This window comes from Mesorhizobium sp. M0715, assembly GCF_040320355.1.
Classification (GTDB): Bacteria; Pseudomonadota; Alphaproteobacteria; order Rhizobiales; family Rhizobiaceae; genus Mesorhizobium.
Genome location: NZ_JAMYPL010000017.1, coordinates 18,852 through 35,639, shown reverse-complemented (window position 1 = coordinate 35,639; position 16,788 = coordinate 18,852). Strand labels below are relative to the sequence as shown.

The window sequence follows — 16,788 nt, the reverse complement described above, 5'->3', positions numbered from 1 at the left end:
CGATGCGAGACGGGGACGAAGTGTCTCGTCCCCGTCTCGCATCCTGTGCTGATCAATCCAGGCTGGTCCCGCCGATGGACGAGAATTGCAGGCCGACGTTCAGGACCAACCCTTTCACGCTCGGAGCGTAGGCGTTGAGCCACGTCGGGTGATAGAGCGCCACCTGCGCCACCTCGTCCACCACGGTCTTCTGGATCTGGGCATAGAGCTCGGCCCGTTTGGCATTGTCCGCCTCACCCGAGGCTTCATCGATCAGTTTGTCGACCGTTTCGTTGTTGTAGCGGGTGTAGTAGGACTTGTTGTCGCCCGCGCCCCAGACGCACCAGCGCAATGCGTTGTCGGGATCTCGCGTCTCGTTGTACCACCAGTTCATTTCCGCCTGATACTCGCCATCGGCGAGGCGGGTCCATGCCTGGGTTGAATCGATCTTGGCAATGTTGACGGTGATGCCGACTTCCGCCAACTGCGCCTGGATCAGCACCGCCGCCTTTTCCTCGTCGGCACTTCCGGCATTCTGGATGAGTTCGAAACTGGCTCCGGTCTTGCCGGATTCTGCCAGCAGGGCCTTGGCCTTTTCGACGTCTCGGGCAATGACTGGCAGCGATTTGTCGAAGAAATCGAGCGTCGGGCTCATGATGGAACTGGCCGGCGTGCCGAGACCCAGCGTCACCGCGGCATTGATGGCCGTGCGGTCGATGCCATAGCTGACGGCCTGGCGGAATTTGAGGTCGTTGAAGGGTTCTGCCGAATGGTTGATCAGCATGTCATAGGTGGTGCTCGAAGGTTCAGGGTCGGCCCGGAAGCCGGCGGCCTTCAACTCGGCCATGCGCGGGGCCGGAACTGCGAGGCAGACGTCGAGTTCGCCCGCCTGCAACATCGAGACCCTGGTGTTGTCGTCCGGGACATAGCGGAATTCGACGCCGTCGATCTTGGGCTCGCCTTGGCGGTAATAATGCTCGTTGCGGCCAAGGACCACGCGGTCTCCCGGCTTCAATTCGACGAATTTGAACGGCCCTGATGTGACCGGCGCCTTGGCGAAAGCGTCGTCGCCCATTTTCTCGACCGCTGCCGTCGGCACGATGCCGGTATTCCAGATTTCGGTCAGCGTCAGGAAGGGCGTGAATTTGCGGTCGAGCGTCATCACCACTGTCCTGGCGTCCTTTGCCTCGACCTTGGTCAGGGGCTGAAACGGCGCCGCATAGGCGGAATCCTTCTGGAAGCGCATGCGGTTCCAGCTGAACGCCACGTCCTCGGCCGTGATCGGCGACCCATCGGAAAATTTGGCCTCGCGCAGGTGGAAGGTATAGGTCTTGCCGTCATCCGCGATGTCCCAGCTCTCGGCAAGGCCCGGGCCGACTTCTGTGCGATCGGCATTGGCATGCAGCAGGCGTGCATACATCATGCCCTGGATAAGGATATCGGCTCCGTAAGTGGTTTTGATCGGGTCCAGGGTGAGAACCTCGGCCCCATAGGCCATACGCAGTATCTTGCTGCCGTCAGCATTGGCTCGAAGCAATGTGGCCGGCAACGTCGCGATGCTGAAGCCGGCAAACGCCGCACTTTTGAGGAATACTCTGCGGTCCATGACAATCTCCCATTTTCGTTGATGATGTTCCCGGGGCGGTTCCATGCTTGTTGGTTCAAGCAGTCCTTGTTGGTTCAAGCAGTCTTGGTGATGTGGGCAGGTGGTTTGCGCTGGTGCCAGGCGTAGTCGGCCTCAAGCACCGCACCCAGCCGCAGCAGCAGATCGTCGCGTCCGAATGCGGCGACAAACTGCACGCCGATCGGCAGGCCGTTTTGCGTCCAGCCGAGCGGCAGGGATATCGCCGGCGATCCGGTGCCGTTGAAGAGCGCGCTGAACGTCTCCTTCGGCGCCAGATCGGCGAACACCGTGTCGATGTCGCGGCCAGGACGATCCGGGTTGTGCGTGCCGAGCAACTCCGGCGGGATCGCGCAAGTCGGCGTCACCAGCACGTCATGGACGGCCAGGAATTCGCCAACCGTCCGCGTGATCTGGTCATAAACAGCGAGGGCCGCGATCAGGCTTGCCGCGTCCAGCGTTCGGCCATGGCGATAGACAGCAAGTGTCGTCTGCTGCAGGCAGGCCTCTTCGACTGGCCGTCGCAGCAAGCCCGCCAACTCGTCGAGCGACTGCGCCGTAGAAGCTGCCCAGATCACTTTCTGTGCCGCCAGATAGCGCTCATAATCGAACACAGGCCCGGCTTCGACGACCTTGTGGCCCAGTTGCTCCAGCCTCTTGCCCACTTCGAGAACTGCCGCCTTCACCTCGGTGTCGAGCGGAAAGCCGGACCAGGACGTTGTGCACAGGGCAATGCGCAAAGCCTTGGGTGGCGTCTTGATCGCCTGGGCATAGCTGGTGGTTGGAGGGACGATCTCATAGCTGTCGCCGGGAAGCGCACCAGACCCCAGATCAAGCAAAGCCGCCGTGTCGCGGATCGAGCGTGTCAGCATGAATGAAATGGCGAGACCCAGCATTGGCGCATTCGATTCCGGCGCGCCGCTGATCCGGCCACGAGACGGCTTCAGGCCGACGACACCACAAAAGGCGGCGGGGGTGCGGATGGAGCCGCCACCATCGGCGCCTTGCGCGAAAGGAACGATGCCGGCGGCAACGGCTGCCGCTGCGCCGCCGCTCGATCCCGAAACACCCCTGCTGGTATCCCAGGGGTTGCGTGTCGCACCATAGAGGGAGGATTCGGTTGCCGCCGCTATGCCGAATTCCGACGTGGTGGTACGCCCGATATTGGCAAGGCCGCCGGATCGCATTTTCACCCAGAAGGCGTGATCGTCGCCGCAGATGAAACCCTTGGCGAGAACGCTGCCGAACTCTCCCGGCCGGCCAGCTTCGATGGGGAAATCCTTGGTCAATGTCGGCATGCCGTGGAAAGGTGCGGGTCCGGGGACCTCGCCGAGCGCTTCGATCGCATCGGCATAGGTTTCGATCACGGCATTGAGCTGCGGATTGACCGCGGCGATCCCTGAAATGATGCAGTTTCCCAGTTCGCGCGGCGTAACTTCCCGCTTGCGCAGGAGCTCGGCCAGACCAACGCCGTCATAGGCGGCGTATTCCGTCAACTTCATGCGCTTGCCCTGACTGTCCACGGTTTCAGCAACGGGTGATGCATCGTCATTCTTCGCCTTCTTCTTTGATGTGCCGTGCGACGCGCCGTGGCGGCTTGTGGAAGGTCCGCAGGATCCCGGCGATATCCTCCAGCTCATTCATCCGCGTCTCGGCCGATTTGCCGAGTTTCTCGGCAACGGAATGCGTGAGGAGGTTCAGAACCGAACTTATCGCGGCCGTCGAATCCCAGTACAGGTCGACGCGCGTCGATACTTCGAGCGCCAGTTTTGTGTATTCAGATGCCCAATGACTGTATTTGTCGGTAACGATGATCAGAGGAATCTTCCGGCGCTTGATCTGGGCGCAAAGCCGAAAGCTCATCGCGGCGTATTCCGCTGTGTCGATCAGCAGGACACAAGAATTTTCGCCGCTATCGGTGAGGATTTCCGAGAACGTGCCGCCCAAACCTTCGGCAAAGCGGACATCGCTCCGCACCCAGCGCAGACGCGTCGCGAAATCGAGCCCCAATCCCTTCACTGCCTGGAAGCTGACGCAGTTCACGCGATCGCAGGTGCTCAGCAGATGAACAATTTCGGACCACATCTCGCCCTGGGCAAGGCCATAGGCCGCGGTCAAGGCCTGCTGCTCCATCTCCAGGCTGCGAGCCAACCGCTCCCGCTTTTCGCCGCCGATGCGGAAACGCAACTCGGCACTGTCCAGGCCCGGGCCTCCGGCTTTCGGTGCGGAGCGCAGGCCACGCTTCATTTCCTTGAGATCGGTGTAGCCGAGACGCCGTACGAAACGGGTGACGCTTGCTTCGCTTACACCGGCGCCGACGGCAATGGTGGCGCCAGTTTCAAAGGGAATGTCATGGATGTTGGCGAGCAGGTATCGCGCGATTGCCTGCTCGGTCCGGGCGAAATCCAGCCAGCCCTCACGCAACCTGGCTTCCAGCGCACTGGCCACCTCAGTCGCTCCGGACACAGCCTTCCCGCCAGGCGTTTTCGTCTTCATCGACCGCACGTCCCTTGGCAGACCTATTGGAACAGACCGGAAAAGGCCACCCCAGGAAGCGCACTTCATTTCCAGTCGTGACGCGACGCTAGCACGCGAGAACACGCCATGAAAGATAAATTTTATAGTTTTATATTCCGGTATTTTTATTTCACAGCCGTCCATAATCCCAAAAAGCGTTCCGCGCTGGCGTTGTTCCAGCGCGACTGCGAGCGAACCTGTCTTTGCGCGCCGCGCGGTTCCCAGCTTCGTTTTCCTCCGTGGTTCGGGCTGCCGGGAAAGTGGTTTTAAGCACGAGAATCTGGACATTAGTCTTGACAGAAATACAGATGTTCAATACCCGTCAGGCAGTCGAACAAGCCTGCATTATGGGAGGAACGAGCGGTATGGCTTCCAATGTTTCGTTGACGGGCCTTGCCCGCGATCTCGAGGAACGCGCCAAGTCGGGCAAGCCTATCCGCATCGGCCTGATCGGCTCGGGCGAGATGGGAACCGACATCGTCACTCGTGTCGCCCATATGTCGGGCATCGAGATCGGCGCCATTTCCGAACTGAACCTGCCTGCCGCCAGCAAGGCGGTCGATATCGCCTTCCAGGAAACCGGGCATGCGCGCGAAGTGTCCAACGTTTCGGCGATGACCGCGGCGATGGAAGCCGGCAAGGTCGCGGTGACCAACGACGCCAATCTGGTCATCAACAACGATCTGATCGACGTCGTCATCGACGCCACCGGGGTTCCCGCCGTCGGCGCCGAGATCGGGCTGCGCGCCATGGAACATGGCAAGCATCTGGTGATGATGAATGTCGAGGCCGACGTCACCATCGGCGCCTATCTGAAGAGCGAGGCCGACCGGCTCGGCGTCACCTATTCGCTGGGCGCCGGCGACGAGCCGTCCTCCTGCATGGAACTCATCGAATTCGTTTCGGCCATGGGCCATCCGATCGTTGCCGCAGGCAAGGGCAAGAACAATCCGCTCAACATCGACGCCATTCCCCCAGACTATGAGGAGGAAGCCAAGCGCCGGCACATGAACGTGCGGATGCTGGTCGAATTCGTCGACGGCTCCAAGACCATGGTCGAGATGGCGGCAATCGCCAATGCCACCGGCCTGGTTCCAGACAAGGCCGGCATGCATGGCCCGGCGGCGACGCTTGGCGAACTGTCCAAGGTGCTGGTGCCGCAGAAGGATGGCGGCGTGCTGTCGAGGGTCGGCGTCGTCGACTATTCGATCGGCAAGGGTGTCGCGCCAGGCGTCTTCGTCGTTGCCGACATGTCGCATCCGCGTATCTCCGAGCGCATGGAAGATTTGAAGATGGGCAAAGGCCCGTATTTCACTTTCCATCGTCCCTATCACCTGACCTCGCTCGAAGTGCCGCTGACCTGCGCGCGCGTCGTGCTCTACGGCAAGGCCGACATGGTGCCGCTGGCCAAACCGGTGGCCGAAGTCGCCGCCGTGGCCAAGAAGGACATGAAGCCCGGCGAGAAGCTCGATGCGATCGGCGAATATTGCTATCGTGCCTGGATCATGACGACGCCTGAGGCGCGCGCCGCCAAGGCCATTCCCTGCGGCCTGCTGCAGGGCGGCTCGGTCACCGCGCCGATCAAGAAGGGCGAGCTCATAACCTACGCGAATGCAGCGCCCGCGGCGGGCTCCAAGATCGCCGAACTGCGCGCCCGCCAGGACAAGCTCGTCTATGGGGCCGTGGGAGCGTGATCATGGCCACAGCCAGCAAAGCCGTCACTGACAGTCGCGCCAATCTGCCCTTCGTCTACCGCCACTACAGCGCCGAGCAGCTCAGGGAGGTGCTCCATAAGATGTACCTGATCCGCCGCTTCGAAGAGGGCGCGGAGGAGTGCTACACGCGCGGTCTCATCCACGGCACCATGCATTTGTCGATCGGCCAGGAAGCCAGCGCCATGGGCATCTGCATGCCGCTTGCCGAGGATGACCAGATCACCTCGACGCATCGCGGTCATGGCCACTGCATAGCCAAGGGTGCCGAGGTCAAGCGCATGTTCGCCGAGTTCTTCGGTAAGACCACAGGCTATTGCAAGGGCCGTGGCGGCTCGATGCACATCGCCGATGTCGGCAAGGGCAATCTCGGCGCCAATGGCATCGTCGGTGGCGGCATCCCGATCGCCGTCGGGGCGGCATTGTCCTCCAAGATGATGAAGACCGGCAAGGTCGTGGTGTCCTTCTTCGGCGATGGCGCCAACAATGAAGGCGCTTTCCACGAGGCGCTCAACATGGCGGCGGTCTGGAAGCTGCCTGTCATTTTCGTCTGCGAGAACAATGGCTATGGCATGTCGACATCGACGGCCCGCTCGACCGCCGTCAAGAACATCGCCGAGCGCGCCGCCGCCTATTCGATGCCCGGCGTCATCGTCAACGGCAACATCTTCTCCGAGGTCGCCGAGGCGTCTCATCAGGCCATCGCCCGAGCCCGCGCCGGCGAGGGGCCGACGCTGATCGAGTCCAAGACCTACCGCCATCGCGGCCATTCCAAGAGCGACCGCAACCGCTATCGCACCAAGGAAGAGATCGAGGACTGGATGTCGAACCGCGATCCGATCACCCTGTTCGAAAGCGAGCTCAGGGAATTCGGCTTCATCGACGACAAGGGCATCGAGGCCATTCGCGATGCCGTGGCGCAAGAGATCGCCGAGGGCATCGAGTTCGCCAAGGCGAGCCCATCGCCCGATATCAGCGAGACCGGAAATTACGTGTATACGGAGCAGGCGTGATGGACGCGATGGTGCGTGAACTGAGCTACGCCCAGGCGATCCAGGAAGCGATGGCGATCGCCATGGACATGGACGAACGCGTCTTCCTGATGGGTGAGGATATCGGTGTCTATGGCGGCGCCTTCCAGGTCACTGGCGACCTGGTCGAACGTTACGGCGCTGACCGCGTCATCGACACACCGATTTCGGAACTGGGCGGCGCGGGCGTTGCGGTGGGCGCTGCCCTCACCGGCATGCGGCCGATCTTCGAGTTCCAGTTTTCCGATTTCGCCACGCTTGCCATGGAGCAGATCGTCAACCAGGCGGCCAAGATGCGCTTCATGCTGGGCGGCGAGGTTTCGGTTCCCGTGGTGATGCGCTTTCCCGCCGGTTCCGGGACTGGTGCGGCGGCTCAGCACAGCCAGAGCCTCGAGGCCTGGCTCGGCCATGTGCCGGGTCTGAAAGTCATCCAGCCGGCGACCCCCTATGATGCCAAGGGTATGCTTTTGGCGGCGGTCGCCGATCCCGATCCAGTCATGATCTTCGAGCACAAGCTGCTCTACAAGATGAAGGGACCGGTGCCCGAAGGCTATTACACCGTGCCGATCGGCAAGGCCGATATCCGCCGCGAGGGCCGGGACCTGACCATCGTCGCCACCTCGATCATGGTGCAGAAGGCGCTCGACGCGGCTGCCGCGCTGGAGAGCGAAGGCATCGACGTCGAAGTCGTCGATCTCCGGACCATCCGGCCGATGGACAAGCAGACCGTCATCGACAGCGTCAAGAAAACCTCGCGGCTGCTATGCGTCTACGAAGCGGTCAAGACGCTGGGCATCGGCGCCGAAGTCAGTGCCATGATCGCCGAGAGCGAGGCTTTCGATTATCTCGATGCGCCGATCGTGCGGCTGGGCGGCGCCGAAACGCCGATCCCCTACAATCCGGAACTTGAGAAAGCGACGGTGCCGCAGGTTCCCGACATCATCACCGCCGCGCGCGACCTCGTGAAAGGGGTTCGCTGAGAAATGCCGACCGAAGTCATTCTTCCCAAGGTCGACATGGACATGGCGACCGGACAGATCTCGCGCTGGTTCGCCGAGGAGGGCGCGCGCGTCAAGAAGGGCGATGTGCTGTTCGAGATCGAGACCGACAAGGCGGCGATGGAGATCGACGCGCCGGCCAGCGGCGTCCTGCGCGATGTCAGCGGCAAGGAAGGTGTCGATATTGCGGTCGGCGCTGCCGTCGCGTGGATTTATGCTGACGATGAGGCTTATGGGGCTGATGTCGCTGCGACAAAGCAGGACAAAGCGCCAATCTCCCCACCCGTAGGGGAGATGTCGGCGAAGCCGACAGAGGGGGGCGCTGCCCAGCCAACGTCGCATTCTGTCACGCCCCCCTCTGCCCTGCCCTCTTTGCCGCCACTTGGCATCTCCCCCACAAGGGGGGAGATTGGCCAATCGCCATCGGCCGGCCGTGCAACACCGCTTGCCCGACGCCTGGCCCGCGAGGCGGGTCTTGCCCTTGCCAGCATTGCCGGCACCGGCCCGCATGGCCGGGTGGTGAAGGCGGATGTCGATGCGGCGATTGCCGGTGAAGGCGCCCAGGCGGCGCCTGCCGCCAAGGCTCCTGCTGGCGCTCCTGCGCCTGCGGTGAAGGCAATGTCGGACGAGCAGGTGCTGAAACTGTTCGAACAGGGCTCCTACGATCTCGTCCCGCATGACAATATGCGCAAGACCATTGCGCGCCGCCTGGTCGAGGCCAAGACCACCATCCCGCATTTCTACCTGACGCTCGACTGCGAGCTCGATGCGCTGCTGGCGCTGCGCACGCAGATCAACGCCGCAGCCCCGGTGAAGAAGACCGATAAGGGCGATGCGCCCGCCTACAAGCTGTCGGTCAACGACATGGTCATCAAGGCGATGGCCATGGCGCTGAAGGCAGTGCCGGATGCCAATGCCTCATGGACCGAAAGCGCCATGGTCAAGCACAAGCATGCCGATGTCGGCGTCGCCGTGTCGATCCCGGGCGGGCTGATCACGCCGATCATTCGGCATGCCGACGAAAAGACGCTGTCCACCATCTCCAACGAGATGAAGGATCTGGCCAGCCGGGCGCGCAGCCGCAAGCTGAAGCCGGATGAGTATCAGGGCGGCACCACGGCGGTGTCCAACCTCGGCATGTTCGGCATCAAGGATTTTGCCGCCGTCATCAACCCGCCGCATGCGACCATCCTGGCCGTTGGTGTCGGCGAGGAGCGGGCAGTGGTCAAGAACGGCGAGATCAGAATAGCCACCGTGATGTCGGTGACGCTGTCGACCGACCATCGCGCCGTCGACGGCGCGCTGGGTGCCGAACTGCTGGTCGCCTTCAAGAACCTCCTTGAAAATCCGATGGGCCTGCTGGTCTGATCCACCAAGCAGAAGCCGGCGCCGAATGATGCGCCGGCTTAAAACAGAAACGACTTGTCAGGCGCCGACCCTTGACCCATGTTCTATCTGGATTGCGATCCAGGGAGGCCAAATATGCCTGCATTCGACCCATCTGACGTCAAAACCCTGTTCGGCAAGGTCATGGGCGCGTCGCCATCCGATATCAAGCTGGTGGCGCAGCGCCTGCACGACCACGCCTTCGAGCCGCGCATGTCGGCGGAGGAGACCAGGCAGCTTGTCGCCAGCCTCGGCTATGACAGCCTGGACGCGTTCTGCGCCGATATCGGCCTGCCCACGCATATCGCCGAGCGCTGGAGCCGTTTTGGTGTTTCCGGCGAGATGAAGCAGGTTTTCACGCTGTTGGCGGCGCAGCGCAAGCGGGTGGCCGAGGCGATCGCCGAATTCGAGTCCATGACCCATGTCGGTGTCGAGGATTTTTTGCGCGAGCGCGGGCTCATTTAGCGGGAAACACGGGTAGCGGGAAACACCGGGGCCAGTCGAACCGGCTCAGCCGCCCTTGGCAAGCAGCGCCGTGGCGGTATCGCTGTCGGTGATCAGCACGTTGGTGTCGACGGCTTTCAGCGCGGCGAGGATCGCCGCGACCTTGCGCTTGCCGCCCGCGGCGAGAACCACATTCGGCACGTTGCTGACCACATCGAGATCGATGGCCATGACGCGGCTGTTGACCTCGTGGTCGACCAGCCCGCCGGCGGCATCGACAAAATAGCACAGCATGTTGGCGACCGCGCCCTTCGCTTTCAGCGGAGCGATCAGCGATGAGGGCACGATGCCGTGCCGGAAGATGGTGGCGTCCGGCGACATGTCGCCGACGGTGAGCAGCGCGATGCCGGCGGCGGCCGCGCGTTGGCGTACATCCTGCAGGGTCGGCTGCGCCCAGAGGAGATCGCGCAGCGAGGAATTGTCGACCGTCACCGGCGCGGTGATCTGATAGCTGTCGACCTCGAAGACGTCTGCGACCTTGGCAGCAACGATGGATGGATTGATCCATTGCGAGTGCGGCAGGCTGCCGACAAGCGCCACCACGCAGGCACGCTTCAATTGCCGGCGGGCAAGGAAGCCGAGGCTGGCATGCAGGGTCGCGCCGCCACCGATGGCCAGCGTCATGCCGTCCTGCATCTGCTCGCCGAGATAGGCCGCGACGGCATGGCCGATGGCCTTCTCCAGATGGTCATGCGCCGAAGGTGTCGGGATGACGACGGCGGCATCCAGACCCCAGCGCTTTTCCAGTTCCCGCTCGAGCGCCACCTGCCCGGCGGTCGGCGCGTTGATCATGGTGACGACAATGCCCTCGGCGGTGCAGGAGGCCAGCGTACGCATGACCTTCACCCTGGAAACATCGAGCTTTTCGGCGATCTGTTCCTGGGTGAAACCTTCGACATAGTAGAGCCATGCCGTCTTGACGGTAAGGTCCGACGAGACCATCGGTAGGCGAGCCTGTCTGGGTTTTTCTGTGGTCATCGGTTCCTGTCCCTCATGAGCCGTGGCCTGCCCGGTGCTCATCAAGGAAACACCGGCCGGATGTCAATTGATGCCGATCGCAGGCGCGTCGATTGTCGCACAGTTTTGTTCATTTGTAATTGACATCGTACATATGAACATATTTTGTGGGTTTCACGCGCTGTGTCATCCACCAGTCATATGCGCCGTGCAGGGAGGAAGAGACGGGGAGCCGGCCAGAGCCGGACCGGTCATGCACAGAAAGACAGGAGGTCTCATTGAAGACGCACTTCATCAAGCTGCTGGCCAGCCAGCTGGCGCTCGCGGCAACTTTGTTTGCCGGCGTGGCAAACGCCGAAACACTGACTCTCTACACGTCCCAGCCGGAAGCCGACGCGGCCAAGACCGTGGATGCCTTCAAGAAGGCGCAGCCGGGTATCGATGTGAATATCTATCGCTCCGGAACGAGCGACATCCTGACCAAGATGGCGGCCGAGTTTGCCGCCGGCAGCCCGCAGCCCGATGTGCTTTTGATCGCTGACGCGGTCTCAATGGAGCTGTTGAAGAAGGACGACCGGCTGCTGCCCTATCCCGAGGCAAAGCTCGACGGCATCGAAGCGGATGCCTATGATGCCGACAAGACCTATTTCGGCAGCAAGCTGATCACCACCGGCATCGTCTACAACACCGCGGCGACCGAGAAGCCGCAGCATTGGGCCGATCTTGCCAAGCCCGCCTATGCCGATGGCCTGGTCATGCCGAGCCCGCTCTATTCGGGTGCCGCCGCCTACCTGCTTTCGGGCTTCGTCGGCGATACCAACTATGGCTGGGATTTCTTCCAGAAGCTGAAGACCAACAACACCGTCAGCGTGCGCGGCAATGGTGCGGTGCTGAAGTCGGTGGCATCGGGCGAGAAGCCCTATGGCATCCTCGTCGACTTCATGGCGATGAACGCCAAGAAGAAGGGTTCCCCGGTCGAGTTCGTGTTCCCCTCGGAAGGTGTGCCGGCAGTGACCGAACCGGTCGCCATCATGAAGACCGCCAGGAATGTCGATGGCGCCAAGAAGTTCGTCGACTTCATTCTTTCCGATGACGGCCAGAAGCTGGCGCTTTCGATGGGCTATCTGCCGGCGCGTGCCTCGGTCGGCCGCCCCGAATGGCTGCCGGAAGGCGTCAAGGTCAAGGTGATGTCGTTCGACACCAAGGCAATCGTCGCCAAGACCGACGCGGACAAGGCGAAGTTCTCGGAACTGTTCGGCGGCTGAGCCGGCAATCCAGTCGGCATGCCCCCCTAGCGGCATGCCGACTGCGAAATCCGAGCGCATCGGCCGATCGATCCCAGGAAACGCAATCATGTCAACACGGATCAGGGAAAGCCGGGGCCAGGAAATGGCCCTGACGGCGGCGGTGGCCATCGTCATCGTCCTGCTTTCGCTGCTGCCGATGCTGCGCCTGATCAAGGAAATCGTGGCACCCGGCGGCACGCTGTCGACCGTCGCGATAAAGGCGGGGCTCGCCAGTCCGGCGACCTGGATCGCCACCTGGCACACACTGGTCGTCGGTATCGGCGGCACCCTGCTTGCGGTGCTGTCGGGAACGCTGGTGGCAGTGCTCGTTACGCTGACCGATATCCGCGCTCGCAGCGCCATGGTGCTCTGTTACGTCATGCCCCTGATGATCGCGCCGCAGGTGACGGCGCTGGCCTGGCTGCAATTGTTCGGCCCGGCAAGCCCGTTCCTCAAGCTGTTCGGGGCGGCACCGCCGCTCGGGACCAGGAACCCGCTCTATTCGACATCGGGCATCATCCTGCTGCTCGGCGTGCAGTATGGCCCGCTGGTCTTCCTGCTGGTGCGCGCCGGCCTGCGCAAGCTGCCGCGCGAACTGATCGAAGCGGCGCGGGCGGGCGGTGCCGGCTGGTTCACCATGCTGGTCACCATCGTGCTGCCGTTGATGACGCCCTCGATCATGGCCGCCGCCGCACTCGCCTTCGTCTCCTGCGTCGGCAATTTCGGCATTCCGGCCTTTCTAGGCATTCCCGCCAACTATCTCGTGCTGCCGACGCTGATCTATCAGAAGCTGGCCGGCGGCGGCCCCGCCGTGCTCGGCGAAACCGCATTCCTGTCGGTGCTGATCGGTATCATCGCCATGGCGGGCATCCTTGCCCAGGAGATCATGAGCCGCCGCCGGGACTATCGCATCAGCTCCACGTCGCTGGCGGCTGAGCCATACGAACTCGGCCGATGGCGGCCGGCCGTGCAGGCCGGCATGTGGCTGCTGATCATCGTGGTGCTGTTCCTGCCGCTGTTCGGGCTGGTTCTGACATCGCTGGTGCCGGGCTACGGCATCGCGCTCACCGCCAAGACGGCAACCTTCGACAATTATCGCTTCGTGCTGTTCGAGCATGATGCCGCCAGCCGTGCCTTCTTCAACAGCTTCTGGCTGTCGATCGCGGCTGCGTTCTTCGCGGTCCTGGTCGCCGTGCCGATCGGCTATCTGATCGCCTGGGGCAAGCAGCGCTGGGTGCGGCTGCTCAATCTGTCGGTGGAACTGCCCTATGCTCTGCCCGGTGTGGTGCTGGCGATCGCCTCGCTGCTCATGTTCCTGCGGCCGATCCCGCTGACCGGCATCCAGCTCTACAACACGGTCTGGATCATCCTCTACGCCTATCTCGCCCGCTTCCTGGTGCTGGCGCTGCGGCCAACCATCAGCGGCTATCACCAGATCGACCGGGCGCTGGAGGAAGCGGCGCAAGTGGCAGGCGCCGGGCTGTTCACCCGCATGCGCACGATCATCTTTCCCTTGGTGGCACCGGCGGCGATCGCCGGTGGCCTGCTGATCTTCATGACGGCCTTAAGCGAACTTACCGTTTCGGCACTGCTGTGGTCGTCGGGCTCAGAAACGATCGGCGTGGTGATGTTCTCCTTCGAGCAGGGCGGCGATTCCAACTATGCGGCGGCGATGTCCGTCATCACCGTGGCGGTCACTTTCGTGCTAATGCTGGTGACCAATCTGCTTGCCCCCTACCTTCCGACCGGAGTGCTGCCATGGCGCGATTGAGCCTGGACAATGTGACCAAGAGCTTCGCCAATTTCGATGCCGTCAAGGACGTGTCGATCGACGTCGCCGACGGCGAGTTCCTGGCAGTGCTCGGCCCTTCCGGCTGCGGCAAGACGACGTTGCTGAGGCTCGTCGCCGGATTCGAGAAAGTGACGTCGGGCGAAATCCGCATCGGCAGCGAGGTCGTGTCGGGCAAGGGCGGCAGCGTCGCGCCGGAAAAGCGGCGCGTCGGCATCGTCTTCCAGAACTATGCGCTGTGGCCGCATATGACGGTGGCCGAGAACATCGGCTATTCGCTGAAGGTGGCGAAGCTCGACAAGGCCGTCGCCCGCCGGAAGGTTGAAGACGCACTGGCCCTTGTCAATCTGCAAGGGCTGGGCGAGCGTCGGCCGGCCAATCTTTCCGGCGGCCAGCGCCAGCGCGTGGCGCTGGCGCGCTGCCTTGTCGCCGCGCCCTCGCTAGTGCTGTTCGATGAGCCGCTCGCCAATCTCGACGTGCATCTGAGGGCATCGATGGAGGACGAGTTCGCATCCTTCCACAAGCGCACCGGCACCACTATCGTCTACATCACCCATGATCAGGCCGAGGCGATGGCATTGGCCGACCGCATCGCGGTGATGGATGGCGGGCGCCTTGCCCAGCTGGCGACGCCGCGCGAGCTCTATCATGAGCCGGCAAATGAAATGGTCGCATCCTTCATTTCGCAAGGCATTTTGCTGCCCGCCGACGTGCTGAGCGCGGAGCAGGCGGGCCACTGCAAGGTCCGGGTTCTCGGGACTGAACTGATTGTCCGCTGCCGGCCAGGCGAGCGGCCGCGCGCTGGCGCCAAGATCTGCTGCCGGTCAGCCGATCTCGACGTTTCGCCGGATGGCCCCGGCTTCGATGGCCTGGTCAAGCGGGTGATCTATCAGGGTGGCTCGGCGCGTATCGAATTCACGCCTTCGACCAGTCCCGACATCACCTTGCACTTCGAACAGCCCGACCCAGTCATGCTGGAAAGCGGGTCCCGGGCGCGTCTGCGCATAAGGTCCGGCTGGCTGATCCCGGCGGTGGGGGCGGCATCGTGATGATGCTCGACCTACTCGGCGGCTTTGGCGAAAAGGGCCGCACCAGTCTTGCTGTCAGCAGCGGCAAGGATCGCATCCTGCTCGACGTCGGCATCAAGGTCGGCGCCTCGGGGGCGGACTACTATCCGGCGCTGAACGGGTCGGCCGCCGACATCGATGCGCTGTTCGTCTCGCATGCCCATGAGGATCATGTCGGCGCGCTGAGCTGGCTGCTGTCGCGCGGCTATGCCGGCCCGATCTTCATGACGGCGGAGACCCGCAATGAGGCGCCCGCCACGCTCGCCGGCTATGCTGAGCCCGAGGATTTCAGACGGTTCCCTTTTCCCGAAGACCGCATCGAATTGTTCGAACCCGGCGATACGCTGAAGAGCGGAAATCTCACGATCCGGACGGGACGCTCCGGGCATGTGGTGGGCGGCGTCTGGTTTGCCGTGGACGATGGCGAGAGCCGCGTCGCCTATTCGGCCGATGTGGTGCCGGACAGCAATGTCTTCGTCATGGACGCGATCCCGCACTGCGACCTGCTTGTCCTCGATGCTTCCTATGGCGCCGATCCGGTGCCGGGGGCGGCGCGGGCGCTCGAAATATCGCAGTGGGTTGCGACGCATTCGGGCGGGTGTCTTTTGCCGACGCCGCTCTCGGGTCGGTCGCTGGAGCTGATCGCGGCCTTGCCGGGGCCGTTCGCCATCCATGCCGGCATGCGTTCGTCGCTGGAAGCGCAGATCGGCGCCACCGCATCCCTGTTGCCAGGTGTCTCAGAACTCTTGCTTCGCCGCCTGCAAGACGCAGCCGACTGGACCGATGCCGATCCCCTGCCGCCAATGCCGTTGCTGGCGGATGACGGTATGGGTGAGGCCGGCCCGTCGTCGCGCCTCTTGCCGCGTGCCGACCATTCCGGTTTTCCGGTGCTGCTTACCGGCCATCTGCCGTCAGGTTCGCCGGGCGATCTGTTGCACAAGGCCGGCCGGGCGGACTGGGTGCGCATGCCGACCCATCCGACGCTGTCGGGCAATGTCGACATCTGGGAGAAGGCCGGGCGTCCCGCAGCACTCGGTCATTCCTGCACGCCGGACCTTCTCGGCGATCTGCAAACCCACATCCCGTCGTTGCGCACGCAATGCCGCACCGGCCAGCGCATAGTGGTGTCGGAGGCGAAAAAACGATGAGAATTCTGATCTGCAACGACGACGGCATCGAAGCGCCGGGGCTTGCCCGTCTGGTCAATGCGGCCGGCGGGTTGAGCGACGATGTCTGGGTGGTCGCGCCCGACGGCAAGCGCACTGCTGCCGGCTCGTCATTGACGATTGCCAGGCCGTTGACCATGGGGCGCGTCAAGCCGAACTGGTACTCCTGTTCCGGCACCCCGGCCGATTGCGTGGTAAGCGCCATGACCTGGCTGTTCGCCGATTCCGACAAACCGGGCCTTGTGCTGTCGGGCGTCAACGATGGCCGCAACGTTGCCGAGGACCTTGCCTATTCCGGCACGCTCGGCATTGCGCGGGAGGCGACGTTTTGGGGCGTTCCAGCCATCGGCTTCTCACGCGTGAAAAATCCTGATTTCACCGATGGCGACGACCAATGGCTTGGCGCGCTGATCGCTTCATTGTGGCAATCGCGCGCCGACTGGGCCGCTGAGGGGCATTGGCTGAGCATCAACCTGCCGACCTTGCTGCCGGCCGAAATCCGGCAGCCGCGCATCGGCCGCGACAAGATCGCCCGCAAGGCCGAGATCGTGGAAAGCGACGGCGAACGCACGGTCATCACCGTGCCGCGCGGGCGCGCTCATGCAAGTGAGCCGGGTGACGAAAACGAGGCGATCGATGCCGGCTTTATCAGCATCAACCGGCTGAACTGGTTTGGCGAGACACGGCTGGACGAACGGTTTCTGGACAGGATCCCGCGCCAGCGGCAAACTGGCTGACCTGGGGTCTGCGCGTCGTCATCCGATCACCAACCTGT

General features: G+C 63.0%; 14 protein-coding genes. 10 read left to right on the top strand and 4 right to left on the bottom strand.

The window, feature by feature from the left end; all coding sequences use genetic code 11:
• Positions 1–52: 52 nt before the first annotated feature.
• The 3 genes from NKI21_RS19960 to NKI21_RS19950 form a co-directional block, all read right to left on the bottom strand.
• Positions 53–1,585 (bottom strand): ABC transporter substrate-binding protein, encoded by a 1,533-nt coding sequence (locus NKI21_RS19960; RefSeq protein ID WP_352866906.1) that lies wholly within the window; start codon positions 1,583–1,585, stop codon positions 53–55.
• A gap of 74 nt (positions 1,586–1,659) precedes the next feature.
• A complete protein-coding gene (locus tag NKI21_RS19955) occupies positions 1,660–3,102 on the bottom strand; it encodes an amidase (protein ID WP_352866903.1) in 1,443 nt (480 codons plus the stop codon).
• 46 nt (positions 3,103–3,148) lie between these two features.
• Entirely contained in the window at positions 3,149–4,096 is a 948-nt protein-coding gene (locus tag NKI21_RS19950; protein ID WP_352866900.1) for a MurR/RpiR family transcriptional regulator, read from the bottom strand.
• 386 nt (positions 4,097–4,482) lie between these two features.
• Here NKI21_RS19950 and NKI21_RS19945 point away from each other — a divergent pair, with 386 nt between their 5' ends.
• The 5 genes from NKI21_RS19945 (at position 4,483) to NKI21_RS19925 (ending at position 9,709) form a co-directional block, all read left to right on the top strand.
• Positions 4,483–5,811: an NAD(P)H-dependent oxidoreductase gene (locus tag NKI21_RS19945; RefSeq protein WP_352554469.1), complete on the top strand. Its 1,329-nt coding sequence runs from the start codon at positions 4,483–4,485 to the stop codon at positions 5,809–5,811.
• 2 nt (positions 5,812–5,813) lie between these two features.
• Positions 5,814–6,842: a thiamine pyrophosphate-dependent dehydrogenase E1 component subunit alpha gene (locus NKI21_RS19940; protein WP_127261511.1), complete on the top strand. Its 1,029-nt coding sequence runs from the start codon at positions 5,814–5,816 to the stop codon at positions 6,840–6,842.
• Positions 6,842–7,840 carry an alpha-ketoacid dehydrogenase subunit beta gene (locus NKI21_RS19935; protein ID WP_128305050.1) on the top strand — a complete coding sequence of 333 codons (999 nt, stop codon included), beginning with the start codon at positions 6,842–6,844 and terminating at the stop codon, positions 7,838–7,840. Before NKI21_RS19940 ends, NKI21_RS19935 begins: the two co-directional genes overlap by 1 nt.
• 3 nt (positions 7,841–7,843) lie before the next feature.
• On the top strand, positions 7,844–9,226 hold the full coding sequence (locus NKI21_RS19930; protein ID WP_352866895.1) for a pyruvate dehydrogenase complex dihydrolipoamide acetyltransferase: 1,383 nt from the start codon (positions 7,844–7,846) through the stop codon (positions 9,224–9,226).
• A 114-nt stretch (positions 9,227–9,340) separates the two neighbouring features.
• Positions 9,341–9,709, top strand: coding sequence for a hypothetical protein (locus tag NKI21_RS19925; RefSeq protein WP_013529317.1), 369 nt, complete (start codon positions 9,341–9,343; stop codon positions 9,707–9,709).
• 45 nt (positions 9,710–9,754) lie between these two features.
• On the opposite strand, the gene NKI21_RS19920 is transcribed toward NKI21_RS19925, so the two are convergent.
• Complete coding sequence (locus tag NKI21_RS19920) at positions 9,755–10,726, bottom strand: sugar-binding transcriptional regulator (RefSeq protein WP_352866892.1); 972 nt, start codon at positions 10,724–10,726, stop codon at positions 9,755–9,757.
• A gap of 257 nt (positions 10,727–10,983) precedes the next feature.
• Here NKI21_RS19920 and NKI21_RS19915 point away from each other — a divergent pair, with 257 nt between their 5' ends.
• The 5 genes from NKI21_RS19915 to NKI21_RS19895 all read left to right on the top strand — a co-directional run bounded on the left by NKI21_RS19915 (position 10,984) and on the right by NKI21_RS19895 (position 16,750).
• Positions 10,984–11,970 (top strand): ABC transporter substrate-binding protein, encoded by a 987-nt coding sequence (locus NKI21_RS19915; protein WP_128305052.1) that lies wholly within the window; start codon positions 10,984–10,986, stop codon positions 11,968–11,970.
• A gap of 88 nt (positions 11,971–12,058) precedes the next feature.
• Positions 12,059–13,762, top strand: coding sequence for an ABC transporter permease (locus NKI21_RS19910; protein ID WP_352866887.1), 1,704 nt, complete (start codon positions 12,059–12,061; stop codon positions 13,760–13,762).
• Positions 13,750–14,829 carry an ABC transporter ATP-binding protein gene (locus NKI21_RS19905; RefSeq protein WP_023811035.1) on the top strand — a complete coding sequence of 360 codons (1,080 nt, stop codon included), beginning with the start codon at positions 13,750–13,752 and terminating at the stop codon, positions 14,827–14,829. Before NKI21_RS19910 ends, NKI21_RS19905 begins: the two co-directional genes overlap by 13 nt.
• Positions 14,829–15,995: an MBL fold metallo-hydrolase gene (locus NKI21_RS19900; RefSeq protein ID WP_023811036.1), complete on the top strand. Its 1,167-nt coding sequence runs from the start codon at positions 14,829–14,831 to the stop codon at positions 15,993–15,995. The genes NKI21_RS19905 and NKI21_RS19900 overlap by 1 nt, the downstream gene beginning before the upstream one ends.
• Positions 15,992–16,750: a 5'/3'-nucleotidase SurE gene (locus tag NKI21_RS19895; RefSeq protein ID WP_023811037.1), complete on the top strand. Its 759-nt coding sequence runs from the start codon at positions 15,992–15,994 to the stop codon at positions 16,748–16,750. The genes NKI21_RS19900 and NKI21_RS19895 overlap by 4 nt, the downstream gene beginning before the upstream one ends.
• The last annotated feature ends 38 nt before the right edge of the window (positions 16,751–16,788 follow it).

Coding starts and splice junctions, on each gene's coding strand:
- NKI21_RS19960 (WP_352866906.1), bottom strand. CDS start 1,585: ATGGACCGCAGAGTATTCCTCAAAAGTGCGGCGTTTGCCGGCTTCAGC.
- NKI21_RS19955 (WP_352866903.1), bottom strand. CDS start 3,102: ATGAAGTTGACGGAATACGCCGCCTATGACGGCGTTGGTCTGGCCGAG.
- NKI21_RS19950 (WP_352866900.1), bottom strand. CDS start 4,096: ATGAAGACGAAAACGCCTGGCGGGAAGGCTGTGTCCGGAGCGACTGAG.
- NKI21_RS19945 (WP_352554469.1), top strand. CDS start 4,483: ATGGCTTCCAATGTTTCGTTGACGGGCCTTGCCCGCGATCTCGAGGAA.
- NKI21_RS19940 (WP_127261511.1), top strand. CDS start 5,814: ATGGCCACAGCCAGCAAAGCCGTCACTGACAGTCGCGCCAATCTGCCC.
- NKI21_RS19935 (WP_128305050.1), top strand. CDS start 6,842: ATGGACGCGATGGTGCGTGAACTGAGCTACGCCCAGGCGATCCAGGAA.
- NKI21_RS19930 (WP_352866895.1), top strand. CDS start 7,844: ATGCCGACCGAAGTCATTCTTCCCAAGGTCGACATGGACATGGCGACC.
- NKI21_RS19925 (WP_013529317.1), top strand. CDS start 9,341: ATGCCTGCATTCGACCCATCTGACGTCAAAACCCTGTTCGGCAAGGTC.
- NKI21_RS19920 (WP_352866892.1), bottom strand. CDS start 10,726: ATGACCACAGAAAAACCCAGACAGGCTCGCCTACCGATGGTCTCGTCG.
- NKI21_RS19910 (WP_352866887.1), top strand. CDS start 12,059: ATGTCAACACGGATCAGGGAAAGCCGGGGCCAGGAAATGGCCCTGACG.
- NKI21_RS19905 (WP_023811035.1), top strand. CDS start 13,750: ATGGCGCGATTGAGCCTGGACAATGTGACCAAGAGCTTCGCCAATTTC.
- NKI21_RS19900 (WP_023811036.1), top strand. CDS start 14,829: ATGATGCTCGACCTACTCGGCGGCTTTGGCGAAAAGGGCCGCACCAGT.
- NKI21_RS19895 (WP_023811037.1), top strand. CDS start 15,992: ATGAGAATTCTGATCTGCAACGACGACGGCATCGAAGCGCCGGGGCTT.